Genomic DNA, 24,595 nt, shown 5'->3' with positions numbered 1-24,595 from the left:
CGGGGTTAGCGCTTCATCGCTATGGGATCCTTATCGCAGTCAATCAGGGTCAGAAGGTGATCCGAACGCGGAGGGGGCGGGGTAATTCGTGGGCAAGATTGGGGCGGGATCCGCGGCTGATGGGGGATTCGCCCGCTTCCTCACCGCCATGCTTGATTTCCCGGGGATCAGACGCCACCATTCGGGAATGAACACTCACACCCCCGTGCCCCTTACAGGCCAGGCCCCCGACGACAAGGTCCATTTCCAGCGGCGCGAGCTGGGGGCGATCATGGGGCTTTACGGGCGGATGGTCGCCGCCGGAGAGTGGCGGGATTATGGCATCTCGAGCTTGCGCGAGGTGGCGATCTTCTCGATTTTCCGGCGCACGGCCGAGCACCCGATCTACAGAATCGAAAAGCGCCCGCGCCTGGCCCTGCGGCAGGGGCAATATTCGGTGATCGGAATGGATGGGCGGATCCTGAAACGCGGGCACGATCTGAAAAGCGTCCTGCGGGTGCTGGAGCGAAAATTGATCCGGGCGGTCGAGTAGCCGCCCTTTTTTTCGGACATTCGCCGGGGGCCGGGCGGGTTCAGCCCCGGGGCACGGGCGGACGGCGGCGGCTGCGCAATTCGCCGAACTCGGCTTGGGCGATCCGGGCGACGGCCGTTTCCAGAGGCTCGACCGCGACCTGCATGTGATGGGCGTTGGCGTGGATCAACGTTTCGGGATCCAGCAGCATGCCCACGTGTCCTTTCCAGAAGATCAGGTCGCCCCGCTGCAGGGGGGCGTCGGGGGACAGGTCCTTTCCGGGGCCTGCCTCCTGCTGATCGCTGTCGCGGGGGAAGTCGATGCCACAGCTCAGCAGCGCGCGCTGGACCAGGCCGCTGCAATCGATTCCGTCGGCGCTGTTGCCGCCCCACAGGTAGGGTGTGCCCAGGAAGGACAGGGCGACGGCGGCGGGATCGCTGTCGGGGCGGTCCAGCGGCGCCAGGTGTTGCATTGGCACGTGGCCGCCATCCGCCAGCCGGGCGAACCGACCCTCGGTGCCGGTGACGTTCAACAGGGCGCCATGGCTCAAACGCCTCAGATCGCGGGATTTGAAATTCGCCTTGTCATAGACATGGGTGGCCAGGGCCGCCACCCGGTGGGTGACGGGGCCGTCGGGGCCAAGGGCATCCTCGGGCAGGTAGCCGACGTAGCCGTCATTCGCCGCCTGGCCAAAGGCGTAGCCGTCCCGCCGTTCCAGCACCAGGAACCCTTCGCCCGCTAGTAGCTGGCGATCGCGGGCGCCCCCGGGCGCACGGCAGAGATCGACCAGCGGCACGGCGACCCGATGGGCGGTGCCCGGGGTGAAGCGTTCGGCCTGCACCTTGCCCCGAAGGCTGTCGTGGGCGACGCGGCCATTGGCCGGGGTCAGGCGCGGATCGCTCATGCCAGCAGCACCCGCTCGATCGTGTGGAGCAGGGCGCGCGGGCCCTGGCCCAGCCCGCCCTTGGGCAGGCCCGGCTTGCCGGTGGGGCGCCAGGCGAAGATGTCGAAATGGCAATAACGCTGCCCCTCGCCGACAAAGCGGCGCAGGAACAGCGCGGCGGTGATGGACCCGGCGAACCCGCCGGAGGGGGCGTTGTCCAGATCGGCGGTCTCGGGTTCGATCAGTGCCTCGTAAGGGTCCCAGAAGGGCAGGCGCCAAACCGGGTCGGCCATCCGCCCGCCCGCCTCCGACAGTTCCCGGGCCAGGTCGTCGTCGTCGGTATAGAAGGGGGCAAGGTCCGGGCCGACCGCGACCCGCGCGGCGCCCGTCAGCGTTGCCATCGAGATCAGCATCTCGGGCGGCTCCTCGCAGGCCAGGGCTAGCGCGTCTGCAAGCACCAGCCGCCCCTCGGCGTCGGTGTTGTTGACCTCGACCGTCAGCCCCTTGCGCGAGGGCAGGATGTCGCCCGGGCGGAAGGCGCTGCCGTCGATCGCGTTCTCGACCGCCGGGATCAGCACCCGCAACCGCAGGGGCAGTTTCAGCGCCATGATCGCGCTTGCCAGGCCCATCACGTTGGCCGCGCCGCCCATGTCCTTTTTCATCAGACCCATGGAGGTGCCGGGTTTGATGTTCAGCCCGCCGGTGTCGAAACAGACCCCCTTGCCCACAAGCGTCAGCGTCGGGCCCTCGCTGCCCCAGCGCATGTCCAGCAGCCGGGGCGCCTGGGCGGCGGCGCGGCCGACGGTGTGGATCAGCGGAAAATTGTCGGTAAGTAGCTGGTCGCCGGCTGTCACCGAGACGCCGGCGCCATGGGCCTCGGCCAGGTCACGTAGCGCGGCCTCCAACGCGTCGGGCCCCAGATCCGAGGCGGGGGTGTTGACCAGGTCGCGGGTCAGGAACTCGGCCGCCGCCAGGATCTCAAGCCGCTTGGCGTCCACGCCGTCGGGGGCCAGCAGCAGGGCCTCGGCCGGGGGCATGCTCTTGTAGCGATCGAAGCGATAGGCCGACAGAAGCCAGCCCAGGGCGGCCTCTTCCAATGCCGGGCCGTCCAGATCGCATTCCAGGCGGTAGGTGCCCGCCGGAAGGCCCGCCGCGATACCGGCGGTGGCAAAGCGCCCGCGCCGGCGGGTGGCCGGGGTGCCGTGGCCGGCGAGAACGGCAAGCGGCTGGCCTGTCGCGGCGCGCACGACCTGGACCTGCCCCGCCTTGCCTGTGAATTTCGTGGCCTCGGCCCAATCGGCCAGGTTGGCCTGACCGCTTTCGCGCCAGCCGGCAATGCGGGCCTCAATGTCCCCTTCGTCGAGCAGGTGGACGGGGATTGCGTCGGACGCGTCGGCAGTCCGGGGGGCGAAGGCGGGCGTCATGAAAAACCTCGTGTTGACCGGCGGCCAGACTATCCAGATGGCCCGGCGGGGCAAGCCCCGGCGGCGGCCCCTTGGGCTGATCGGCGGTCGAGGGTGGGGGCACCGGCAGTCACCGCCCGTGAGGGTTGCCGCGTCAGAGGTCCAGAAGTTGCATAATGGAACGGTCCAGCACCCGGCCCAGTCGCGACAGCACGGCGGCAAGCGCCGCCAGTTCCCCCCGCCGGGCACATTGGCCGGCGTCGCCCGCAACGGCGCAGACCGAGGTCATGGCGACCGCCCGGCCCATGGCGTCGACGCTGTCACAGCGCGCCGCGACGCCCGCCAGGTCGCCCGCCTGGCTGAGGCGCGCCATCTCCTTCAGCCGGTCCGACATGATTTCGTAGCTGAGGGTGATGGCCTGATCGGCGCCGACACAGCCCAGCGCACCGCGAAGCCCGTGAAGTACCGCGTCGTCGACAAAGACATGATCCCGAAGTCCGAAGGTAAGGGGCATTGGCTGGTTCCCGAAATGGCCGCCTTCTGCAAGATTGCAGGGAAAGGCCGTAGAAAACCTTTAGGACGCAGGAAAAAAATCGCTCGAATTATTGGCATCCTCCCCCTAGATGTGGCGGGACACTCAGCCCGGAGGGACCAATGTCCAGCATCAAACCCCTGCCCAACTTCCTGGCGCAGCGCTATCACGGCTGGAAAGCCACGACCTATGACGAGAACAAGGCCTGGTACAGGCTTCTGGCCTCAGAGGGGCAGCGCCCCCGCGCCATGGTGATCTCGTGCTGCGACAGCCGCGTTCATGTGACCTCGATCTTCGGGGCCGAACAGGGGGAGTTCTTCATCCACCGCAACATCGCCAACCTTGTGCCGCCGTTCGAGCCCGACGGCGATCATCACGGCACCTCGGCGGCAGTGGAATACGCGGTGACGGTGCTGAAGGTGGCCCATGTCGTGGTGCTGGGCCACTCGCTTTGCGGTGGCGTCAACGGCTGTCTGAAGATGTGTTCCGGCGAGGCGCCCGAGCTTGAGAAAAGCTCAAGCTTCGTGGGCCGCTGGATGGATATTCTTCGCCCGGGCTACGAGCGGATCGCCGACGTCCCCGAGGAAGAGAAGGCGCGCGCGCTTGAATATCAGGCCGTGCTTGTGTCGCTGGAGAACCTGCTGACCTTCCCCTTCGTCAAGGAGCGGGCCGATGCAGGGCTCCTGTCGCTTCACGGCCTGTGGACCGACATCAGCGAAGGCACGCTGCACAGCTATCACCCCGACGACGGAGAGTTTCACCCGGTCTGACCGGGCCGGATCGGCCCCCGTGCGCCGTGCCATCCGCAAGGGCGGTCGGTCGGCGCGCGGGGCGGTCACTCAGCGGGCGCGGGCAAGCAGGCAGGTGTCCTGCTGGGCCAGGTCGGCCGCGAAAAGCGCCGTCAGCTCCGAGCGGGAAAGCTGCGGGCGCATGGGCTGGTCGGCGATGACCATGGCGCTGCGGCGGTTGAGAACGTCTGCAAGGCGGGCACAGGTGGCAATGATGGCAGTCATGTCAGGTCTTCCCGTTGGATGCCCCCACATCCATGAAGAACTTACGGTCGAAGGGCCCCTAAAGTTTCACGAGCAGACGAGAATTTCTTGAAAATTCGTATATGACCTCCTGAACCACAGGATAGGCCAAGAAAAAAAGGCGCCCCGCGGGGCGCCTTTTCTTGTTCTGCTTCGGCCAAAGCCGGGCGCCGGCGCCCGCTCAGCCCTTTTTCAGGCAGCGCTGGCCCAGGGTCTCGGCGATCTGGACGGCGTTCAGGGCGGCACCCTTGCGCAGGTTGTCGGACACGCACCACAGGTTCAGACCGTTCTCGATCGTGCCGTCCTGACGGATGCGGCTGATGAAGGTGGCGAAGTCGCCGACGCATTCGGTCGGGGTGACGTAGCCGCCGTCCTCGCGCTTGTCGATGACCATGACACCAGGGGCTTCGCGCAGGATCTCGCGGGCCTCGTCCTCGTCGAGGAACTCCTCGAACTCGATGTTGATCGACTCGGCGTGGCCGACGAAGACCGGAACGCGAACGCAGGTTGCGGTGACCTTGATATCCTTATCGACGATCTTCTTGGTCTCGACCACCATCTTCCACTCTTCCTTGGTCGAGCCGTCTTCCATGAAGACGTCGATATGGGGAATGACGTTGAAGGCGATCTGCTTGGTGAACTTCGTCGGCGGCTTGTTGTCGACCGGGTTGTAGATCGACTTGGTCTGATCCCACAGCTCATCGATGCCCGCCTTGCCCGCGCCGGAAACCGACTGGTAGGTCGAGACAACGACGCGCTTGATCCGGGCGCGGTCATGCAGCGGCTTCAGCGCCACCACCATCTGCGCGGTCGAGCAGTTGGGGTTCGCGATGATGTTCTTCTTGGTGTAGCCGGTGATGGCGTCGGCGTTCACTTCCGGCACGATCAGCGGCACGTCGGCGTCGTAGCGGTAGAGCGAGCTGTTGTCGATCACGACGCAGCCGGCCTTGGCGGCCTTGGGCGCATAGATCTTCGTCGCGTCCGAACCCACCGCAAACAGCGCGATGTCCCAGCCGGTGAAATCGAAGGTGTCGAGGTCCTTGGTCTTGAGGGTCTTGTCACCGAAGCTGACCTCGGAGCCGAGGGATTTGCGGCTGGCCAGCGCGCAGATCTCATCGACGGGGAACTGGCGCTCGGCCAGAATATTCAGCATTTCGCGGCCCACGTTGCCCGTGGCGCCGACGACGGCGACTTTGTAGCCCATGACGGGTACTCCTCTGGTCATCTCGGGGTTGACGCGGGCTTGTAGTTGAATTCCCCGGCGGGGGAAAGAGGGGTCTGAGCGGGGTGCGTCTGTCCACACGGGCGCAGGCGGCGGGCGCGCGGCCTCCGGCGGGGATATTTTCACGACAATGAAGACGTGCGCTTCTGCAGCGGCGGTGCGCGGGCTGGCGTGGGCTATTCCGGCAGGGTGAGGTCGGGCCAGCGTTCGGCGGGGGGCACGTGGATACGCTGCGCGACCGGCAGGCGCGACAGCTGGCGCCACCCCATCCGCAGCTGCGCGCCGATGCGGCGGGCGCGGAACAGGCGCTGTTTCAGGGGCGAGTAGCCGTCGGTGGCCGGGGGCTTCGGCACCGCGTCGATGGACGAGGCCGTGGCCAGCGGCTGCGGCACGCCATAGGCCGCGCATTGGTCCAGCTGGATCGCCAGCGCGGGATCGGCCTGGAAGGAGCGCAGGGAATAGGTGCCCGAAATGGCGGCGTCCGAAGGGGCGGCGGCATAGGCCGCGCGGCCCAGCAGTTTGCGCGCGCCCGACGGGAAGAGGACATAGGCGGCGGAGCCGGTCCTGTCCTGCCACAGACGGCGGATCGGAAGGGTCGGGTGAGGCCGCCGGGCGACGATCTTCTTGCGGCTGCGGGTTTCCAGCGAGACGTGATCAATACCGTCAGTCGCGGCGATCCGGTCCAGGACGACAGGTGTTTCGACGGCCAGAAGGGCGTCATCCTCGAGGATCAGGCACGGCTCATCAAGCTTGACGACCTGGCTCCAGGCCCGGGCGTGCGATGCCAGCAGGGCCTTTTCGGTGGCGCGCAGGGGCCGCTGCCAACGGTGCCAGAGCGGATCGTCGACTGGCGGCTCCAGGGTGTCGGGGGTGACGGCGGCGACCCGCGCCCACGCGATGCCCAGCACTTGCATCTGGCGCTGTTGCAGGGCCAGTCGGTCCGTCGCGCGGTCCAGGTTGATGATCAGCGCCCGCATCAGCCCCGCCGCGCGAAGAGGTCGAGGTACTCGTCCACGATCCGCTCCTTGGTGAAGCGGGCCGCGAGCTTGGCGCTGGCGTTCTCGACCAGGGTGCGGCCAAGTGCTGGGTCGTCGCGCAGGCGGAGGAAGGCGGCCGTCATCGCCTCGGTGTCGTCGATGTCGACCATCAGCGCGTCCTTACCGTCCTCGACGAACCACGAGGGACCTTCGGAGCGGGTGGTGACGGTGGGCACGCCCGCGCGCCAGCTTTCAAGGATGACATTGCCAAGCGGTTCATGGCGCGAGGGCATGCAATAGGCATCGGCGGCGGCGACGATGTGCATCGGCTCATCGACCCAGCCGGTGAAGCGCGTGCGCCCGGCCATCCCCAACTCGTCCACCAGGGCGCGCAGGTTGGCGTCCTCGGTCCCTTCTCCGGCCAGCCACAGCCAGGCGTCGGGAATGGCGGCGACGGCGCGGATCAGCGTGTCGAACCCCTTGCGGCGCACGAAACGCCCGGTGCCGGCCACGACGAAAGCATCCTCGGGCGTGTCGAGGCTGGCGCGGTCGATGGCGACGGGCGTCACCTCGCGCGGGAAGTTCGAGACGATGTGAAGCCCGCCCTCCCAGCCCAGTTCGCGGCAGGCCTCGGCCATGCCGGGGGCATTGGTGATGATCGCATCGTTATGGCGGAAATGCTTCAGGTGGCGGGGATAGTCGCCAAGCCGGGTCACCTTGAAGGCCGGTGGGTAATCCGGGATCAGCCGCGACGACCGGGACATCCACGCCATGATGACGTCGGGCTGCCACTCGCGGATCATGCGGTGGACCCGCCAGGTCAGGAACGGCGCGCTCAGCGACAGCCGGCGGTAATCGTTCTGCATGACCGGCCCCATGGCCTGGAGCGCGGGCAGGAAGCTGCGGTTCGGGCGGATCACGAAACGCTGCTCGATGCCGCGCTCGTCGAAGGCGCGGGCCAGGTTGACGAAGAACCGCTCGGCCCCGCCCTCCTTGCCGAAATGCATGTGGAGGATACGCTGAGGGGCGTTGTCAGCGCGGTAGTCCGTATCAGCCCGGGGGGCGGCGGCGTCGCTCATCGTCCTGTCCCTTTCAGCCGGTGCCAGTGCAGGCGCAGCGTGTAGTTGATCTGGTAGCGCAGGCTGCGCCAGGCCTGGGCCAGCCGGCCGCGGCGGGCCGGAAACCCGCCGTTGCGGGCAGCCTTGCGGCGGGTCTCACCGATGGTGCCGGTGGCGGCCTGCTGGTCGCCGACCAGTATCGGCGGCGGCGTGATCAGCGCGACGCGCAGGCCCGTCTCCCAGAAGAATTTCTGATCCTCGTCCACGGGCCGGCGGATCGGCAGGGCGCCCTCCGACAGGCGGCGGGCGGCGGCGCGGGTCAGGCCATAGCCGATCAGGCAGGTCGGCACCCGGTAGGGAATGCCGATGGTGAACCGCCCCAGCGGGCGCGGGTCCAGAAGCCGGGCGTCGGGGTCGAAGGCGAACAGCTTCACCATGTCCCAGGCGCCCCCCTCCTCGGCGTCGGCGGTCAGCAGGGCCAGCGTCTCGGCCAGGAAACCCTCGGCGGCGAAATCATCCTCGAAGATGAAGCCGCCCGGCGCGTCGCCCTCGGCAATCGCACGCCAGGCGTCAATGTGGCTGAGGTAGCAGCCGATCTCAGCGGGAACGAGCGGGTGGCGCGCGATGCGGGCGTTGCCCTCGGCGTCGTGGACACGGGACAGCTCGTCTTCGGACATGGCCCAGCCGTTGACGCCGTCGATGCGCGAAAAGGCGATGCCCTGGGCGTCGAACTGCGCCTTGGAGCGGTCCAGCCGTTCGGTGTTGTCGGCAAGGTTTATGAGGTAGGCAGGCCACATCAGCGGGTCACCAGGCAGGTTGCGCCGGCGCGGGCCCACACGCGGAATCCCCGGTCCACCAGCGTCTTTTCCAGCGCCCGCTGGGCGGCGGGGCCGGTGCGCTCGGGGTGGGTGGCAAGGATGATGCGCGCGATCCTTCGCAGGTCGGCCGCGGTCAGGATCTCGACCTCGGAGCCGCCCGCGTCAAGCACCAGCGCGTTGGCGCGATGCTCGGCCAATGCCGCGTCGACTGAAAGGCCGGGGGTCGGGGCGTGGCCCGCGACGGGGAAGTCCCGCCCGTCGGCCGAGATCGCCGCGATCCGCAGGTCGGGCGCGCTGTCGTTCAGGGCGAAATTGGCGCGGATCAGCGGCGCCAGCGCGGGATTGGCCTCGTAGGTGACGACCTGCCCGGGGCCGGTGCGTTCGGCGGCCAGAAGGGCGGTCAGCCCCGGGCCGGTGCCGACCTCCAGCACCCTGTCGCCGGGTTGCAGGAAATCGCGGATCATCGCGGCCGCGGCGCTTCGGTGGGTGCCCTCCAGCACCTCGCGGCGGGTGCGGGCGGGCAGGGCGGCGGCCGGGCCATCGCGGCCGGATAGCAGGACCATGCCCGCAAGGCGCATCCGGCGGGTGCCGATCGCCTGCCTCAGATCCGCCGCGCGCCTGTTCCAGAAACCGCTTTCCATGGTCTTGCCCCGCTGCCTTCGCCTGGCCCCGGGCCGCGATCCGGCGCGGCGGGGCGGAAGTTGCGCCTGTCCTGCCGCCGAAACCGTCGCTTGGCAACATCCCAATTGCCGGCTGTCGCCCCGCACGCCCATGGATCAGGCCGCCCCGCCGGGGGCATTGTCCAGCAAGTCGCGGTAGACGGCCATGATCTCCTCGGCCTCCCGCTCCAGCCGGAACCGGCTGAGCATGTCGGCGCGGGCCGCTTCCGCCATGGTGGCCAGGGCCTCGGGGTCAGACAGCAGGTCGCGGGCGGCATCGGTCATCTCGGCGGCGTCGCCGGGGGCGATCAGGCGGCCGGTGCGCCCGTCGAGGATCAGCTCCTCGAAAGCACCGACGCGGGTGGCAATCGTCGGCACGCCGCAGGCCATCGCCTCAAGTGGCGTCAGGCCGAAACCCTCCCACCGCTGGGGCGCGATGAAGAGGTCCAGCGCCTGGTACCATTCGGCGACCTGCGAGACCGGCACTTCGGGCGGAAAGAGGATGCGATCGGACAGGCCGGCCGCCGCCACCTGTGCCTTCAGCCGCGCCAGCAGCTCTTCGTGCGGGCCGGTGGCGCGGCCCATGACCACGGCCGAAACTCCGGGCATGGCCGTCAGCAGGCGGCACATCGCCTCGACGAAGACATCGGTGCCCTTCTGTTCGCGGATCCGTCCGAAACAGCCGATCACCCGCCCGGCCGGCAGGTCCAGGCGCGCCCGCAGCGCCGCCCGGTCCGCAGGGGGCGAGAAGCGGTCGGTGTCGATCCCGTGCAGGATCACGGTCGAGGGATGTTCCAGATATTGCGCCGTCTTCTGCGAGGTGGCGATGATCCCGTCCATCCGGGCAATCAGCCACTTCGTATAGCCGCTGTGACGCCGCTGGGAGGCCGAGGTGAACAGAAGCCTGTAGCGTCTGCGCAGCACGTGGCGCAGCGCCAGGCCCAGCAGCATCTCGGTGTTGCGGCGGGCGTGCCAAACGCGCCAGCGGTCCCGGGGCAGGGTTGCGGCGCGCGCGAGCGGGATGTGCGGCACCTCGGGCGGCAGGCCGGGGCCGGTGGCGACGACTCCCATCGTGCGGGCCATCAGCGGCACCAGTCGGACGATGGTTGCGGTGACGCCCGACAGGCGCCGTTTGAGGTTCGGCGCGACAACGGCGATCTGGGAAGTTGCGGGTTTCATCCTGCCATCTGGCGCACCCGGGGTCGGTTGGGCAAGCCCCGGCGTGCCCCGGCCGGGGCGGTGAGCGGTCATTCGGTGCTGTCGCGCGACCACAGGTAGGCCAGACAGCCCGCCAGGACCGCCAGCGCGAAGAACAGGAAGATCGCAGCGAAGGCCTGGGACTGGGCGGCGGTGTCGGCCAGGGCCGGTCCCCCCGCGCCGGCGGGCGCCATCCGCTCGTAGATGCGGCCGGTCGCAAGCTGCATCAGCCCGGCGCCCCCGATCCCGAATAGGTTCAGAAGCGTCACCCCCCGCCCGATCATGTGGGGCGGAAAGAAGGACCGCGCGTGGGCCACCACCAGCGGGAAGGAGGCACCGAAAAAGCCCACCGCCGACATCAGCGCGACGGCGGCGACCAGCGAATCCGCCGGCAGAACCGCCAGCAGCAGGAGCGCCCCGGCGCAAAGCAGGTTGCCCGCAAGGATCACCCATTTGCGCGACCCGAAGATGCGGTCGAGGGGGCCGTAGATGAAATTGCCGGCGATCATCGCGAGGCCCATCACCAGGGTCATCCGCCCGATGCCGACCGCATCCAGGCCGAACACCTCGTCGAGGTAGGGCCCGATCCACAGGCCACGGATGCCGGCGGCGGGGGCGTAGTTGACGAACATCATCGGCAGGATTGCCCAGATCACCGGCATCTTCAGCAGATCCAGCACCGATCCGCGCGGCCCGTCATGCTCAAGGCGCGGCGGGTTCTGCACCAGCGCGAAGAGGGCCGCACCGATCAGCAACGTGACAATGCACAGTCCCCACATGGTGCCGCGCCAGCCAAAGACCTCCACCGCCCAGGCCATGGGCAGGGACCCGGCTAGGTTGCCAAGCGATCCGACGCCGATCAGCGCCCCCGCCAGGGTGGCGAAGACGGCGGGGCGGAACATCCGCGCGAAGATGTAATAGGAGGCCATCAGCACGGGCGAGCATCCGATCCCGATCATCACCATCGCAACGTCCAGCGCGGCCGGCCCCTGCGCCATGGCAAAGACCGCGGCACCGCCGCCGCCGCCCAGGGTCAGCAGCACTGCCGCCGTCAGCCGCGGACCGACCCTGTCCAGCGCCGCACCGACGAGAAGCTGCATGCAGGCGAAGGCCAGAAACCACAGCCCCGAGGCGCGCGACAGATCCTCGGCCCGGGCGCCGATGTCGGCGGCCAGCACGGGGCTCATCACGGCAAGGAAGGATCGGTAGAACTGGCTGAGGATATACGCCAGCACCAGAAACAATAGACCGGTTCTCAAGAGCCTGCTCCGTTCGGGACCTGGCCTCAGGTGCCACTATCGCGCGCGGGGGGCAAGGGGCCGGGGGCCGTCGGGACGGGTCTGCAATTCTGCGCGGTGTAGGGGAAAGGTTGCGGGCCGGGGCGGAGGCGGCCGGCGGGGTCAGTCGAACTCGGTCAGCTCGGCGGCGCGGTCCAGCTTCTCGAAGATGGTGAAAAGGGTCTCCAGCTCCTCGTCGGTCAGGGAGGCGCGGATCGCGGCTTGACGGCGGCGGGTGTGGGGCAGGGTTTCTTCGAACAGGCGGCGGCCCTTGGCCGACAGGCGCAAAGGGTGCACCCGGCTGTCGGACCGGTCGACCATCGACACGACCAGCCCCTCCTGCACAAGGGATTTCAGGCGGCGGCTGAGCAGTCCCTTGTCCATGGCCGAGACGCGGACGAGGTCCGAGGAATTGCACTGGCCCATGTTGCCCAGCAGGGCAATGATCCGCCACTGGGTCAGGCTGAGCCCGGCGGTCTCGGCCAGCAGCTTGGCGGCCTGGATGTTGAGCTTGGCGTGCAGGCGCGCAATGCGGAACGTGATGAACCGGTTCAGCTCGGCTTCCTGGAAGGAATCCAATGATTGTTTTGCTGCAGAGACTCCTGCGGACATGTTAACCCTCTGCTGGTATGTGCGGGGAGTATCGTCACCAACTGATTGGGCGTCAATCAAGAAGTTGTGCGGTCAACGATATGGTGAACACAGGAGAATGGTCATGTTCGGTTCGGGTTCGATGTTCAATATGGGGTCGCTGCAAGGGGTTGTGAAGCGGAGTGTGGCGCCTTGGGCCCGCGGCCTGCGGGCCCTCGTGCTTGGGGCCGTGGCTTTCGCCGCCCCCGCCACGGCGGCCGAATGGTCGCCGCCGGGCCCGATCCAGATGATGATCGCCTATCGCGCCGGCGGCGGCGCCGACACCCAGGCCCGCCTGATCGCCGAAGAGCTGGAGAACCGTCGCGGCTGGAAGCTGATCCCGGAAAATGTCACCGGTCAGGGCGGCCTTGCCATGGCCGCCAAGCTGCGCAAGGCCCCCGCCGACGGCACCGCCATCGGCATCGTCGCGATCGAGACGCTTGGCTACAACATGCGGGCCTCGAACTCGGACCTGACGCTGGACGACTTCACCATGCTGACGACCACCGCTGGGTTCCAGATGGGGATCGTTGCCCAAAGCGCGCGCGGCTGGAAGACGCTGGCCGACGCCATCGATGCCTCCCGCGACGACAAGCCCCTGCGTTTCGGGGTGATGAGCCCGAAGCTTGCCGATCTTGCCTACGTGCTGGGCCGGGAATCCGGCGCGCGGCTGAACATTGTCGAGCTGCCGGGTGGGCGCGCGGTGCTGGACGGCATCATCGCCGGCGATCTGGACGCGGGCATGATCGCCGGGGTCCAGTCGTCGGGCGTCGCCTCGGGCGATCTGGTGAACCTTGCCTCGGCCATGAGCGAACCCCTCGTGCAATCGCCCGAGGCGCCTCTGATCGGAGAATTCGGGGTGCCCTTCAACGCCGATGGCGGTTTCATCTTCGTCGCCCCCGCCGGTCTGCCGGACGAGGCGCGCACCGCCTTGGCCCAGGCCATCGGCGAGGTGCTGAGCGATCCCGCGACCAAGCCCGCCGCCTTCGTCGAGCGCGCTTTCGGCGGCGCGGTCCTGACCACTGGCGAGGAGCTGGACACGCTGGTGCGCAAGGCATGGGACGATGCCGACGCGCTGATGACATCAGCCAGCGACTGACGATCGGATGAGCGGCCCGTCCCAGCCTTCCGGCCGATCCGGTCCGCCCGGCGCCTTTTCGGGTGCGGACGCGGGCGCGCTGGCGGGCCGGCACGACGCGACCCCGAACGTCAGGGGGGGCCGGGGCAGGTCGCGCCTGGCGCTGGGACTGGCGACCCTGCTGGCGGCGCTGCTTCTGGGGGCCGTCTGGGTTCCTGCCGATACCCAGACCGGAATCCTGCAATACGCCCGGCGGCAGGTGATGCTGGGCGACGCCTTCGCGCCGCTTCTGGCGGCGGCAGTGCTGGGCCTGGGCGGTCTGCTCACCGCATTTGAACGGGGAGCGTCACCGCCGACCGGCGTTATGAGAGCGGGCACGGAAGGGGGGCAGGGCGCGCGCAAGCGGGCGCTGTTCGTGCTGTTCCTGGCCGCCACGCTTTGCGCCGCGGCGCTTGTGGTGGTCTGGGCCGGTCCCGTTCTTCTGGGCCTGGCCAAACTGGCGGGGTTCCCGGTGCCCGAGTATCGCGCCCTACGGGCCAGCCCGCCCTGGAACGCCATCGGCTTCGTGCTGGGCGGCGGCGGCATGGTCGCCGCGCTGATCGCCACGTTCGAGCATCGGCTCAGCTGGCGGGCGCTGGGCCTGGGCCTGCTGATGGCCATCGCGATCTGGGCGGTCTTCGACCTGCCGTTCAAACATCTTCTGCTGCCCCCCAACGCCGCGCCATGACCGAAATCCTGCATCACGCCTGGCTGGGCATCCTGGCCGTCCTTCTGGGCGACCCGCTTTTCGCGCTGGGCGGCTATGGCGTCTCGGCGGCGCTGGTGATGGTGGCGGCGGGCTTCGTGCTGGGCGTGGCCGTGGGGGCGACGCCGGGTCTGGCGGGGCCGATGGCGATGGCGGTCTCCCTGCCGATCCTGATTTCGGTCTTCGGGTTCGGGTCGGACGCCCTGTTGCCGGTGATGGGCTTTCTGATCGGGGTGATGAAGGGGGCGACCGTGGGCGGTGCCGTCCCGGCGATCCTGTTCAACACCCCGGGCACGCCCGATGCCTACATGACCGCGCTGGACGGCTACCCGCTGACCCGGCAGGGGCAGGCGGGCAAGGCGTTGCGGGTGGCGCATTTCTCATCGGCCTCGGGGGATACGTTTTCGGACCTGGTGCTGATCCTCTGCGCGCCCTTCCTGGCGGTGGGGGTCGAACGCTTCCTCGACCTGCCGGAAAAGACAGCCCTTTTGCTGCTGTCGCTGGCCTTCGTCTCGGCGGCGATCGGCGGATCGGTCGGGCGGGGCCTGATCTCGACCGGGTTGGGGCTTTTGGTGGCCTATGTCGGCACGGGGCTGGATTTCCACCCGCGCCTGACCCTGGGGATCGACGATCTGGCCGACGGGTTCGCACCCGCGCCGGTAATCCTGGGCGTGCTGATCCTGGGGGAGGTCTTCACCCGGTTCGAGGGGATGTGGCACGCCCGCCGCCTGCGCCGGACCCCCCGCCCCGTCCACCAGCGCCTTGCGGGCCGGCTGACCCGGCAGGAACGCCGGCGCCTCCTGCCCCATATCGCCCGCTCGGCCCTGATCGGGACGATCATCGGGGCGCTGCCTGGCATCGGCTCGACCCTGGCGGCGCTGCTGGGCTACCGGGCCGGGCGGATGCGGCAGGCCCGCGCCCTGCGGGCGCGCGCTGCGGCGGGTGCGATGGATGCGGGGGCGGCCGGCAAGCGGGCGGATGACCGGGTCCCCTTCGGCGAGGGCGCGATCGAAGGGGTCGCCGCCGCTGAGGCTGCCAATTCCTCGGTCGTGGGCGCCAACCTGATCCCTGCGCTTTCCCTGGGCATCCCCGGCAATGTCGCGGCCGTCTTCCTGATCCTGGCCGCCGAGACCATCGAGGGGTTCAACCCCGGCCCCACCGCCTTCCGCACCAGCCCCGGCCTCGTGAATCCAGAGCTGGTGATCGTCTTCGGCATCTTCACGATGATGATGCTGGCCAACGCCTTCAACTGGCTGATGGGCGGGTCGATGATGCGCTGGCTGGCGGTGCTGTCGCGGGTGCCCGAGCATATCCTCATGCCCTTCGTCCTGCTGCTGACGCTCAGCGGGATCTACATCCAGCAGATGCGCTTTTCGGCCATGGTGATCGTGGTGCTGTTCGGCGCGCTCGGCTGGGGGATGCGTCGGCTTGGGATCACGCCGCTGCCCTTCGTCATCGCCTATATCCTGGGCGACCGGCTGGAGGATACGGCGCGCCAGGCCTTCTCGGCCACGGGCGGGGACGGTTTGTTCCTGTTCTCCAGCCCGGTGGCAAGCCTGCTGACTCTGGCGGCGCTGACGGTGCCGGCGGTGGTTTTCTGGCGGCGCCTGCGCGCGCCGGGCGAAACCAAAATGGGCCCCGCGATGTGACCCCTCGGGGGGACGGCCGACACCAATCCGCCGACGTCAGCGGCGCGGGGGATCTTATTTGCCTTGGCCGAAGTTGATCCATGCATTCACAAGGATCCCTCCCCCATGCGCAGGACCCATTCCACCCCCGTCGACCTTATCCGCACCGGCTTTCAGCTTCAGCAGCTGGCAATCGAGGCCCAGCTTGTCATCGCCTGGCGGCTGATGGGCATGGCCGGCATGATCCCCGCCGCCGCAGGCGAGAACCAGAGGATGCTGAGCGAAAAGCCCGAGGCCTTTGCCGAGGCAGCCTTCGCGGCGGGCTCTGCGCTGATGCGCGGGCGGCGCGCCGACCAGGTGCTGGCGGTCTGGATCCGCCCACTGCGCAAGCGCACGGGCGCCAATGCCCGCCGCCTGACGCGCGGGGGCTGATCCCCTTCGCCGCCCCTTACGACATCACAGCACCGCGCGCGTCGGTGTAATACCCCTCGCCGGCCGGCACCTGCGAGGGGGGGCTATGGGTCAGTGCCGTCACGACGGCCGTCCCCGGCGACACGTCGCCGATGCTGCGCAGCGTAGCTGCTAGCACCTCCGATGGTGTCCGCCCTTGGCGCACGCACAGCACAAGCCCATCGACCAGCGGCAGGACGTGCAGCCCGTCCACCACCGGGTGCAGCGGCGGCGTGTCGATCACGATCACCTCGCAGGAATGGCGCGCCCGCTCGATCAGGCGGGCAAGGCGGCCGTCCTGAAGAGCCCGCTCGTCCGGCCGCTCGCCGGGCGTCCGCCCCGTCAGCACCGAGAGGGAGGAGCGGGGATCGCCATGCAGCGCGGCGCCGGGCACGCCCGGGGATCGCGCCGCCGAGACGCCCTTCCCATCATCCCCGTCCAGCAGCCGCAGCAGCCCGCCAGAGGGCGGCAGGCCCAGCAGCCGATGCACGCCCGGACGGCGCAGGTCCGCGTCGATCAGAAGCGTACGCTGCCCGCTTGCGGCGCAGCTTCGCGCCAGCGAGACCGCGACCGTGGTCTTGCCTTCGTCCGGCAGGCAGGAGCCGACCATGATGACCCGGCAACCGCTTGCAGTATCGGGGGCGGGCCCATCGGCCGCCCGCCGCGCCTCTGCGCGCAGACGGCGCAGCGCCTCGCCATAGGCCGATAGCGGCGCGTCCAGCACCAGATCTGCGGGCGACGGCTTGTTGTCGGGTTCCCGCCCTTGGAGTGTTCCACCCCGGGGCGCGGCCACCCTTGGCAGGGCCACCACCCGGGCGCCCCCCGGCAGCATCCTGCGCAGCTGATCGGCGGTCACGATCGGCCGGCTCAGGTATTCCTGACCGACCGCCACCGCGATCCCCACCCCCGATGCCGCGATCAGCGCGATCATCAGGAGGATCCCCACCCGGGGAAAGCTGGCCTCGCCGGGCGTCAGAGCATCCGAGACGATGCGGCTGTCGGCGACCTGCAGGAGCGATTGCGCCTCCAACTCGCGCAAGCGCGACAGCAGGGTCGCGTAATGGCGCTGCGCGATCTCGGCGTCCTGGCGCAGGGCATAGGCCCGCGAAAGGGCGTCGGCGGATATGGTGGCGCCCAGCTCCTGGCGGATCTCCTCGCGCAGGCGCGCGGCCTCGTCGTCCAAGCGACCGGATTCGTCGCGAAGGCCTTCGGTGACGCGCCGCGCCCTTTCGGCGATTTCCAGTTCCAGCCCGGCGATCCGTTCGCGCAGGCCGACGGCGTCCGACTGGCGGCCCGGGGCCGCGGCCACGCGGTCCAGCTCGTGCCGCCGCGACAGCAGCCCCTCCAGCGCCTCGTCCTCCAGCGCGGCGGCAAGCCGGTCCCAGTCGCGGTTGACCACCGCCGTTCCGGCCATCGCCGCCAGGGCGTCGGCACGTCGGCGCGGCGCACTCAGCTCCTTCAGCGATTGGCGCAGCTGGCGGATCCGGGGGGCGCCGGCCGACAATCCCAGCAGGTCGGGATTGGCATCGACGAAACGGTCGAGCGCATCTTCTGACCGGGCCAGCCGGTCGCGGGCGGCCTCGATCTGGCCCTCAAGCAGATCCCGGGCGGCCAGGAAGCTGTCGACCTTGGCCTCAAGCTGTAGCCGGATGTAGGTGCGCGCCATGGTGTTGGCGAGATGTGCCGCGCGGTCGCGCTCGGCGGCGGTGACCGAAACCCGCACCAGGTAGGTCAGCCCCTCGCGCCGGACGGTCGTGGCACGGCGCAGCTTGGCCAGCGTCTGTTCCAGAACCTGGGCGCCCACGGGTGGGGTGGCGGCCGAGATCCCGGCCAGCGCGAGCAGCCGCGTCCATGGTCCGGGGCGGGGGGAAAACTCTGGATCATCCAGCAGGTCGGCGGCGCGCACCGTGGCCAGCGCCACCCGGTCCGAGCGCAGGATGCCGACCTCGCTCTCGACCCGGGCGTCGGCGCGGGGGCCCGCAACCGGGGTGCCTGCCTCGGCGCTCAGCAGGTTTTTCTGCCCGGGATCAACCAGGATGAGGGCCGAGGCGGTGAACCGCGGCTCCAGCGCGGCAAGCGCGCCGAGGGCCAGGCCCAGCACCAGGGCGAAACCGATGAGAAAGGACGACAGCCTGCGGTGGAGGATCGACAGGATCGCCCCCGCAGCGGGGCGGAAGGGCGGAGGGTTCATTGGAGGGTCTCCGTTCGGGGCAGGGCGGTCAGGCCCAGCGACAGGATCAGGACAAGAAGATAGGCGTTGGCCGCGATCTCGAAGCTGAAATCGACCGACGCATGCAGGCCCGCCTGCACCAGTACGCCAAGCGCCGCCAGGCGCAGCGGATCCGCCGGCACACTCGCACCCGCCCTAGGCCCGATCAGCCGCATCGCGATGAGGCCCAGCGCCAGAAGCGGCAGGCTGCCCGCGATCAGTCCCAGTTCGACCCACAGCGAAAGATAGGTGGAATGGGGATTCAGCCAGACGAGTTCCGGCGGGAGACCGGCCGTCCGCAGCGGCGGAAAAGCGGTTGCGAAAGCATCCAACCCGTAGCCCGTCCAGGGCCGCAGGGCGATCATCTCGATCACCTGGCGGTAAAGCTCGGCCCGGATGGCAAGGTCGGCGGGCAGGTCGGCCAGGCGGGGCATCATGACAAGCGCCGCCGCCCCCGTCAGGCCCAGCGACCAGAACGGAAAGCGGCCCGATCGCCGCCCCGTGTCGCGGGCCACGCAGACAGTCGCGCCGCCGGCCAGCGCGGCCAGCACCCCCATGCGCGACCCCGTAGCCAGCAGCGCCGCCGCCATCAACATCAGCGCAAGAAGGAGCCAGCCATTTGTGCGCATGGAGCCGCGCATCAGCGCCAGACCGCAGATGCCGGCCATTCCCAGCTGTGCCGCCAGGGCGTTGGGGTTCATGAAACTGCCGGTCGCGGCGTCGGGGTAATGGGCCTTGGTGCCCCACGGGGACAGATCGCCCCCCAGCAGCAGGCCCAGCGCAAGCACTCCCTGTGCCGCCCCGGCCAGAAGGATGCACGAAGCCAGGCGGCGGCGTCCCGCCCCGTCCTCGGATGACGCCGCCAAGCCCAGTTCCAGCCCCAGCACGAACAGCGCGCCATAGGAGAGCCAGCGCAACAGCCCGGCCAGGCTGGCGCCCGGATCGGCCGAACCCTCCAGCGCCAGCCAGACTGCCCAGACCCAAGCGGCGGCGACCGGCAGCAGGGCGGTCAGTGCCGGCGTGGCCGATCCCCGAACCGCTCGCCGGTCCAGGGCACGCAAGCTCAGAGCAAGGCCCAGAACCCCCGCCCAGCTCAGCCAAGCGAGCGGGCGGTCCGATCCCATGACCAGGGGCGCCCCAAGGGTCACCGCCAGCGGCGCGGTCAGGGCGGCCCGGGCGGGCAGATCCCCGAGCCCGGACAGCGTCCGGCCAGGATAGCCCGGGGGCAGGGAGGCGTGCGCGGCGCTCAAGGACGGGCTCCGCCGCTCATCTGGCGCAAGGCGCGCAGAAAGCCGTTTTGGACCGCGTGGTCTGCCCCCTCCAGCACGGCGGTCAGTGCAGGGCGGATCCGAGGGGCGGCGCGGTATAGCCCCGCCAGAAACCGCTGTCCCTGCCAGGATTTTGCGACCAGTCGCATGTCCTCGGCCCGTCCGTCGTAGGCGGGCCCGTCGAGATCCGCGGCAAGGCCCAGCCGCATGCGGGCGGCATGTGCGCTCTCGGGGTCCGCCCGATGTGCGCGCTCCAGCATGGACCGCGCGGTGGGAAGATGGTCCAGGTGGCGCGCGGCATGGGCGCGCATCAGCCAGGCACTGGCGTCGGTCGGGGTGCGGTTGGTCAAGGCGCGGCCCAGGGCTGCACAGGGTCGGGCGGCGCGGCGCAGGGCGGGTTCGGGGACAAGGCCCTTGGGCCCCGGGGGCAGGGCGGCGATGCAACCATCGGTCACGGCGGCACGGGCGCGGCGGCCTGGCGCCATTGCGGTGCGGCTCAACTCCGGGATTTCGGGCCAGGCCCAGATCGGCGTGGCGGCTGCGCGACCGGCCAGGCGCAACGCCTCAAGCTCGGGCCCGGCAAGCCCGAGGGCCCCGGTCATCAGCGCCAGGCCGGCGGCCAGGCAACCGCCCCGGCTCAGCACCCCCGCCAGCAACTCCGCCTGTGTCATCATCGTCGTCCTTCCCAGCCCCAGTCGGGAAGCAGCTGAGCAAAACGAGGTGAACAAAATATTTACCGATACGGGGCAAGGCTGAGGGCATGAACAGTTTCTCCCCCATCCCGGCGCCGGCGTTCGCGTTCGCAGCCTTGGCGCATGTCGCTTTGTCCCAGCCCGCCCCGGCCCAGGGCGTGGCCATCGACCCGGGCGCGGTGACCGCCGCCTGCGCCAGCTCGGGCAGCAGTTGCCGCGCCATCGTCGACGGCCATCTTGCCCGGCTGGCCGCGGCCGGGCTGGCGCCGGCCGATCTGCGCAGCCGCATCGCCCTTCTGGCCACGGCGGTGTTGCAGGCCGTGACCTCGGCCCCGCCTTCGCGCGCGGCCGATCTGGCGGACGCGTTGGCAAGCGTGCTCGTACGCCTCGCAGACGCGACCGACGATCCGGCACAGGAGACCACCCTGCGCCAGGTGGCCGGGGCCGTGGCCAACGGCACGTTCGACACCTTGCCCGTCGGGGTGGCGGTGGCGGCAAGCCCGCGCTGAGCCCGGCGGACGGGTCAGGCGGCGCAGGCCGGCACACCCAGCCCGATAAGTGTGCCGCCGTCGATGCGATGAAACCCCAAGGTCCGCTGCCGCCCCTCGCGCAGGAACCACCGGCGCAGCGGGGGCGGATAGTGGGCGGCCATCAGCCGGGAGTATTTCTCGAACAGGTCCGGCGGCAGGGCCAGCCCCCGCAACACCGACGACGGGCCGTGAAAGCCGAAGACAACGCCGGGCGAGACGCAAAGATTGCTCAGCCCCAGATAAAGGGTGCAGGCCGACAGACATTCGCCCGACCGAAGTTCGACCCGCTGACCGCTGGCCCGCAACCGCCGGATCAGGGTCAGCCGTTCCTCCAGCAGGCCGCCGGGATCACCACGGATGACCAGCGGCGGCGCGCCTGGCGGTTTGGCCGATGCCGCCTGGATGGGCCCGGTCGCCCCCCAGGCCAGGCACAGGCAAAGGATCGTCAGCCGCCCCCAGGTCGCCCAGGATTGGAAAAGCCGATTCGGGGGGCGCGACCAACCGGTCCGCCCCCGTTCCATCCCGGGGCCCGCCCCGGGTCGGATATATCTCATGTGGCACCCCAGACCTGTGTCCGGCGATACAGGATCCGCCGGGCACACGCCCACCACCCGGCTTAGTCATGGCCCGCGCGCATGGAAGAGGGGGTTAAGGCACCGCAGGAAAACAAAGACAATTCGTGTCGAATTCCGAAAGGTCTCCTTCCGCCACGGAAGGGGCCGCCGCGATCAGCGTTAATCCTTCGTTCTCAAAAAAATTACCTTTTGTCGAAACTCTGAAGGTCATTCCAGCGCCCGGTCCCCCGGGCGCGCTGCCCGCCAGGATGACGCCAGATGACCGACCGAACCGCCCCCACCCCCTCCGGCCTGCTGCCCGCCGGGGACAGGATGCCCGACACCCGCCGCCGCAGGTTGCGGGCGGCCATGCCCCCGGGGGCCGTCCTGGGGGGAGGCGCCGCACTCGCGCCTGGCTTCTATCGCCGAGGGGGCAAGCGGGCGCTGGACCTGTCGCTGATCGCGCTCTTCTCGCCGCTGCTGGCGCCGCTGATGCTGTTGCTGTGGCTGGCGGTGCGGGCCGGCGGCGGGGCGGCCTTCTTCGCCCAGGATAGGGTGGGGCTGGACGGCCGGGTTTTCCGGTGCTGGAAACTGCGCAGCATGATCCCCGATGCCGACCTTGCCCTGCGCCGTCTGTGCCGCGACGACCCAGCGCTGGCGGCCGAGTGGCGCCGGCATCAGAAGCTGACCGCCGATCCCCGCATCACCCGTGTCGGCCGCCTGTTGCGCCGCACCGGCCTGGACGAGCTGCCGCAGATCTGGAACGTGCTGCGGGGCGAAATGAGTCTGGTGGGGCCCCGGCCCTTCATGCCCTCTCAGCGCGGGCTTTACGGCGCGGCGGGCGGATTTCTCTATTACCGGATGCGGCCGGGGCTGACCGGACCTTGGCAGGTCTCGGGGCGGTCGCAATCGGGCTTCGCCGACCGGGCCGCCTTCGATGACCTCTATCACCGCACCACCTCGTTGCGCGGGGATCTGCGCATCCTGCTGCGGACGGTGGCCGTCGTGCTGTGCGCGCGGGCGGAATAATCCTGCTGCGCGCGCGGGCCGGATAGACGCAGATTCCTGTCGTCGGCGGGCCCCGGACCCTGTAAGCCCGCCCCATGACAGGTTCCGACACATTCGAGATCTTCCTTGCCGCCCCCCCGGGGCTGGAACAGATCCTTGCCCGCGAGGCGGAGGAAAAGGGCTTCGGCCCGCTGGAGGTCGTGCCCGGCGGCGTGATCTTTCAGGGGGGCTGGCCGGATGTCTGGCGCGCCAACCTGCAACTGCGCGGCGCCGGCCGGGTCCTGGCCCGGATCGGCGACTTCATGGCCTTTCACCTGGCACAGCTGGACAAGCGCGCGCGCAAATTCCCCTGGGACCGGTTCCTGCGCCCCGACGTGCCCCTGCGGGTCGAGGTGACAAGCCGCAAGTCCAAGATCTACCACGCCGGGGCCGCCGCCCAGAGGATCGAGAACGCCATCCGCGACACCTTGGGCGCCTCCGTCACCCCCGAGGCCGCGCTGGTCCTGAAGGTGCGGATTGACGACAACCGGGTGCAGCTCAGCGTCGACACCTCGGGCGAGCCCCTGCACAGACGCGGTCACAAGGAGGCCGTCGGCAAGGCCCCCATGCGCGAAACCCTTGCCGCGATGTTCCTGCGGCGCTGCGGCTTCGACGGGTCCGAGCCGGTGGTCGACCCGATGTGCGGATCGGGCACCTTCGTGATCGAAGCCGCCGAGATCGCGGCCGGCCTGGCCCCCGGGCGCGACCGCCGCTTCGCCTTCCAGGATCTGGCCTGTTTCGACGCGGCCGCCTTCGAGGAAATGCGCGGGGCCGGCGCCCTGCCCAGACCCGACTCGGCGGTGCGGTTTTACGGCTCCGACCGCGATCAGGGGGCGATTCGCATGGCCACGGCCAATGCCGAACGCGCCGGCGTGGCGGCGACGACCGGGTTCCAGATGTTGCCCGTGGGCCAGTTGACCCCGCCGCCGGGGCCGCCCGGTCTGGTCATGGTCAATCCGCCCTATGGCGCGCGGATCGGCAACAAGAAGCTGCTGTTCGCCCTTTACGGCACGCTGGGGCAGGTCCTGACCGACCGGTTCCGGGGCTGGCGGGTGGGGCTGGTGACCAGCGACCCGGGGCTGGCGAAGGCGACGGGCCTGCCCTTCGGCCCCGAGGAGCCGCCGGTCGCCTTCGGCGGGCTGAAGGTCCGTCTGCACCGCACCGACGCGCTGCGCTGAGCCTGGCGCGCCGCGCCCGGGATCACGGGGCCGGCGTCATAAGCTGATCCCTGAACCTGAGGGCGGCGGGCGACAGCCTGCGATAGCTGCGATAGAGCAGGAACCACTGGCGTTCCAGGGACAGCTTGTCGCTTTGCAGGGTCGTCAGCCTGCCGGTTTCCAGTTCCAACTCGATCGTCTGCCGCGAGATCACGGCAAGGCCCAGCCCGGCCTGCACGGCCTGTTTGACGGCCTCGTTCGACGACAGGACACAGGCGATTGAGTATTCCAGCCCGTGTTCGAGGAAGGCGCGTTCCATCACCCCCCGGGTGCCCGAGCCCTGTTCGCGCGTCACGAACGGGTATTTCACCAAATCGCGCGGTCCCACCCCCTTGCGCCCGGCCAGGGGGTGCCCGGGGGGGGCGATCACGACCAGCGGGTTTTCCTTGAAGGGCCGCGCGACCAGATCCGCGTCGTCCGGCGGCTGGCCGGTGATGGCAAGATCGGATTCGTTCGCCGCCAGGATCTCCAGGATCTCGTCGCGGTTGGCCACACGCAGGTTGATTTCGACCCCCGGATGAGCGGCGCGGAATCGGGCGATGTATTCGGGGATGAAGTAATTGGCGGTCGACACGACCGCGACCCTCAGCACGCCCTTGTCGACGCTTTTGAACTGGCGCAAATCCTCGCGCAGGTCCTCCAGAAGCTGGGCCGCGCGCCGGGCGTGGTCGGCCACGCTCTGGCCCGGCTCGGTAAGGCGGATGCCGCGCCCGTCCCGTTCGATCAGGGGCAGCCCGACCTGTTCCTCAAGCTTGCGGATCTGACTGGAAATGGCGGGCTGGGTGACGTGGAGAGCCTCCGCCGCCTGGGTCAGCGACCCAAGGCGCGCGACCGCGTCGATCATCTCCAACTGGCGCAGATCAATCCTCATACAATCTATAAGCAATAGTTATGAGAATTAAACAACAGGTAATTTGTGCGAATGTTCTAAACCCGCCTATGGTTCAAGCAACCACAGTAGATGACTGTTCAAAAATTC

26 protein-coding genes are annotated in these 24,595 nt (G+C 69.3%); 9 read left to right on the top strand and 17 right to left on the bottom strand.

Features of this window, described 5'->3' with window-relative positions; genetic code table 11:
• Window positions 1-187 precede the first annotated feature (187 nt).
• Entirely contained in the window at window positions 188-532 is a 345-nt protein-coding gene (locus CLV77_RS12615) for a DUF2794 domain-containing protein (protein WP_076981104.1), read from the top strand.
• Window positions 533-572: 40 nt separating this feature from the next.
• Here the strand turns inward: CLV77_RS12615 and CLV77_RS12610 are convergent, their stop codons facing one another.
• The 3 genes from CLV77_RS12610 to CLV77_RS12600 all read right to left on the bottom strand — a co-directional run bounded on the left by CLV77_RS12610 (window position 573) and on the right by CLV77_RS12600 (window position 3,311).
• Window positions 573-1,415, bottom strand: coding sequence for a C40 family peptidase (locus CLV77_RS12610; RefSeq protein ID WP_076979988.1), 843 nt, complete (start codon window positions 1,413-1,415; stop codon window positions 573-575).
• Window positions 1,412-2,818, bottom strand: a complete 1,407-nt coding sequence (locus CLV77_RS12605; RefSeq protein WP_076979989.1) for a leucyl aminopeptidase family protein — start codon at window positions 2,816-2,818, stop codon at window positions 1,412-1,414. The genes CLV77_RS12610 and CLV77_RS12605 overlap by 4 nt, the downstream gene beginning before the upstream one ends.
• 133 nt (window positions 2,819-2,951) lie before the next feature.
• Window positions 2,952-3,311, bottom strand: a complete 360-nt coding sequence (locus tag CLV77_RS12600; RefSeq protein ID WP_076979990.1) for a hypothetical protein — start codon at window positions 3,309-3,311, stop codon at window positions 2,952-2,954.
• A gap of 140 nt (window positions 3,312-3,451) precedes the next feature.
• On the opposite strand from CLV77_RS12600, the gene CLV77_RS12595 reads away from it, so the two are divergent.
• Window positions 3,452-4,099 (top strand): carbonic anhydrase, encoded by a 648-nt coding sequence (locus CLV77_RS12595; RefSeq protein ID WP_076979991.1) that lies wholly within the window; start codon window positions 3,452-3,454, stop codon window positions 4,097-4,099.
• A 69-nt stretch (window positions 4,100-4,168) separates the two neighbouring features.
• Here CLV77_RS12595 and CLV77_RS16410 read toward each other — a convergent pair whose 3' ends face one another.
• The 9 genes from CLV77_RS16410 to CLV77_RS12555 all read right to left on the bottom strand — a co-directional run bounded on the left by CLV77_RS16410 (window position 4,169) and on the right by CLV77_RS12555 (window position 12,147).
• Window positions 4,169-4,342 carry a hypothetical protein gene (locus tag CLV77_RS16410; protein WP_157802062.1) on the bottom strand — a complete coding sequence of 58 codons (174 nt, stop codon included), beginning with the start codon at window positions 4,340-4,342 and terminating at the stop codon, window positions 4,169-4,171.
• A gap of 199 nt (window positions 4,343-4,541) precedes the next feature.
• Window positions 4,542-5,564, bottom strand: a complete 1,023-nt coding sequence (locus tag CLV77_RS12590; RefSeq protein WP_076979992.1) for an aspartate-semialdehyde dehydrogenase — start codon at window positions 5,562-5,564, stop codon at window positions 4,542-4,544.
• A 194-nt stretch (window positions 5,565-5,758) separates the two neighbouring features.
• The gene (locus tag CLV77_RS12585; RefSeq protein ID WP_076979993.1) at window positions 5,759-6,559 is read right to left on the bottom strand and encodes a glycosyltransferase family 25 protein; all 801 of its coding nucleotides are present in this window, start codon (window positions 6,557-6,559) and stop codon (window positions 5,759-5,761) included.
• Entirely contained in the window at window positions 6,559-7,638 is a 1,080-nt protein-coding gene (locus tag CLV77_RS12580) for a glycosyltransferase (protein WP_076979994.1), read from the bottom strand. The genes CLV77_RS12585 and CLV77_RS12580 overlap by 1 nt, the downstream gene beginning before the upstream one ends.
• Window positions 7,635-8,414 (bottom strand): glycosyltransferase family 25 protein, encoded by a 780-nt coding sequence (locus CLV77_RS12575; RefSeq protein ID WP_076981105.1) that lies wholly within the window; start codon window positions 8,412-8,414, stop codon window positions 7,635-7,637. The genes CLV77_RS12580 and CLV77_RS12575 overlap by 4 nt, the downstream gene beginning before the upstream one ends.
• On the bottom strand, window positions 8,414-9,076 hold the full coding sequence (locus tag CLV77_RS12570) for an SAM-dependent methyltransferase (RefSeq protein ID WP_076979995.1): 663 nt from the start codon (window positions 9,074-9,076) through the stop codon (window positions 8,414-8,416). Before CLV77_RS12570 ends, CLV77_RS12575 begins: the two co-directional genes overlap by 1 nt.
• Before the next feature lie 135 nt (window positions 9,077-9,211).
• Window positions 9,212-10,273 (bottom strand): glycosyltransferase family 4 protein, encoded by a 1,062-nt coding sequence (locus tag CLV77_RS12565; protein ID WP_076979996.1) that lies wholly within the window; start codon window positions 10,271-10,273, stop codon window positions 9,212-9,214.
• A 68-nt stretch (window positions 10,274-10,341) separates the two neighbouring features.
• A complete protein-coding gene (locus CLV77_RS12560) occupies window positions 10,342-11,550 on the bottom strand; it encodes an MFS transporter (protein ID WP_076979997.1) in 1,209 nt (402 codons plus the stop codon).
• Between the two features lie 141 nt (window positions 11,551-11,691).
• On the bottom strand, window positions 11,692-12,147 hold the full coding sequence (locus tag CLV77_RS12555) for a MarR family winged helix-turn-helix transcriptional regulator (RefSeq protein WP_076979998.1): 456 nt from the start codon (window positions 12,145-12,147) through the stop codon (window positions 11,692-11,694).
• Window positions 12,148-12,283: 136 nt separating this feature from the next.
• On the opposite strand from CLV77_RS12555, the gene CLV77_RS12550 reads away from it, so the two are divergent.
• The 4 genes from CLV77_RS12550 (at window position 12,284) to CLV77_RS12535 (ending at window position 16,081) form a co-directional block, all read left to right on the top strand.
• Window positions 12,284-13,297 (top strand): tripartite tricarboxylate transporter substrate-binding protein, encoded by a 1,014-nt coding sequence (locus CLV77_RS12550; RefSeq protein WP_157802060.1) that lies wholly within the window; start codon window positions 12,284-12,286, stop codon window positions 13,295-13,297.
• 7 nt (window positions 13,298-13,304) lie between these two features.
• Window positions 13,305-14,003: a hypothetical protein gene (locus tag CLV77_RS12545; RefSeq protein ID WP_083707785.1), complete on the top strand. Its 699-nt coding sequence runs from the start codon at window positions 13,305-13,307 to the stop codon at window positions 14,001-14,003.
• Window positions 14,000-15,670, top strand: a complete 1,671-nt coding sequence (locus CLV77_RS12540) for a tripartite tricarboxylate transporter permease (RefSeq protein WP_076979999.1) — start codon at window positions 14,000-14,002, stop codon at window positions 15,668-15,670. Before CLV77_RS12545 ends, CLV77_RS12540 begins: the two co-directional genes overlap by 4 nt.
• A gap of 105 nt (window positions 15,671-15,775) precedes the next feature.
• Window positions 15,776-16,081 carry a hypothetical protein gene (locus tag CLV77_RS12535; protein WP_076980000.1) on the top strand — a complete coding sequence of 102 codons (306 nt, stop codon included), beginning with the start codon at window positions 15,776-15,778 and terminating at the stop codon, window positions 16,079-16,081.
• Window positions 16,082-16,097: 16 nt separating this feature from the next.
• Here CLV77_RS12535 and CLV77_RS16405 read toward each other — a convergent pair whose 3' ends face one another.
• Genes CLV77_RS16405 through CLV77_RS12515 form a run of 3 tightly spaced genes read right to left on the bottom strand, consistent with a single transcriptional unit; the run spans window position 16,098 to window position 20,247 of the window.
• Entirely contained in the window at window positions 16,098-18,290 is a 2,193-nt protein-coding gene (locus tag CLV77_RS16405; RefSeq protein ID WP_076980001.1) for a GumC family protein, read from the bottom strand.
• Entirely contained in the window at window positions 18,287-19,558 is a 1,272-nt protein-coding gene (locus CLV77_RS12520; protein ID WP_076980002.1) for an O-antigen ligase family protein, read from the bottom strand. Before CLV77_RS12520 ends, CLV77_RS16405 begins: the two co-directional genes overlap by 4 nt.
• Window positions 19,555-20,247: a hypothetical protein gene (locus CLV77_RS12515; RefSeq protein ID WP_143815126.1), complete on the bottom strand. Its 693-nt coding sequence runs from the start codon at window positions 20,245-20,247 to the stop codon at window positions 19,555-19,557. Before CLV77_RS12515 ends, CLV77_RS12520 begins: the two co-directional genes overlap by 4 nt.
• 152 nt (window positions 20,248-20,399) lie before the next feature.
• Between CLV77_RS12515 and CLV77_RS12510 the strand changes: the two genes are divergently transcribed.
• Window positions 20,400-20,777: a hypothetical protein gene (locus CLV77_RS12510; protein ID WP_170043964.1), complete on the top strand. Its 378-nt coding sequence runs from the start codon at window positions 20,400-20,402 to the stop codon at window positions 20,775-20,777.
• 14 nt (window positions 20,778-20,791) lie between these two features.
• Here CLV77_RS12510 and CLV77_RS12505 read toward each other — a convergent pair whose 3' ends face one another.
• The gene (locus CLV77_RS12505; protein WP_143815125.1) at window positions 20,792-21,352 is read right to left on the bottom strand and encodes a hypothetical protein; all 561 of its coding nucleotides are present in this window, start codon (window positions 21,350-21,352) and stop codon (window positions 20,792-20,794) included.
• 279 nt (window positions 21,353-21,631) lie between these two features.
• Here CLV77_RS12505 and CLV77_RS12500 point away from each other — a divergent pair, with 279 nt between their 5' ends.
• Window positions 21,632-22,381, top strand: coding sequence for a sugar transferase (locus tag CLV77_RS12500; protein WP_233128002.1), 750 nt, complete (start codon window positions 21,632-21,634; stop codon window positions 22,379-22,381).
• A gap of 74 nt (window positions 22,382-22,455) precedes the next feature.
• Complete coding sequence (locus tag CLV77_RS12495) at window positions 22,456-23,577, top strand: THUMP domain-containing class I SAM-dependent RNA methyltransferase (RefSeq protein WP_076980005.1); 1,122 nt, start codon at window positions 22,456-22,458, stop codon at window positions 23,575-23,577.
• Between the two features lie 22 nt (window positions 23,578-23,599).
• On the opposite strand, the gene CLV77_RS12490 is transcribed toward CLV77_RS12495, so the two are convergent.
• Window positions 23,600-24,487 (bottom strand): LysR family transcriptional regulator, encoded by an 888-nt coding sequence (locus CLV77_RS12490; RefSeq protein WP_076980006.1) that lies wholly within the window; start codon window positions 24,485-24,487, stop codon window positions 23,600-23,602.
• Between the last annotated feature and the right edge of the window lie 108 nt (window positions 24,488-24,595).

This window comes from Brevirhabdus pacifica (assembly GCF_002797755.1).
Taxonomy (GTDB): Bacteria; Pseudomonadota; Alphaproteobacteria; order Rhodobacterales; family Rhodobacteraceae; genus Brevirhabdus; species Brevirhabdus pacifica.
The sequence above is the reverse complement of the archived record's forward strand: the minus strand, read 5'-3'. Positions and strand labels throughout refer to the sequence as shown.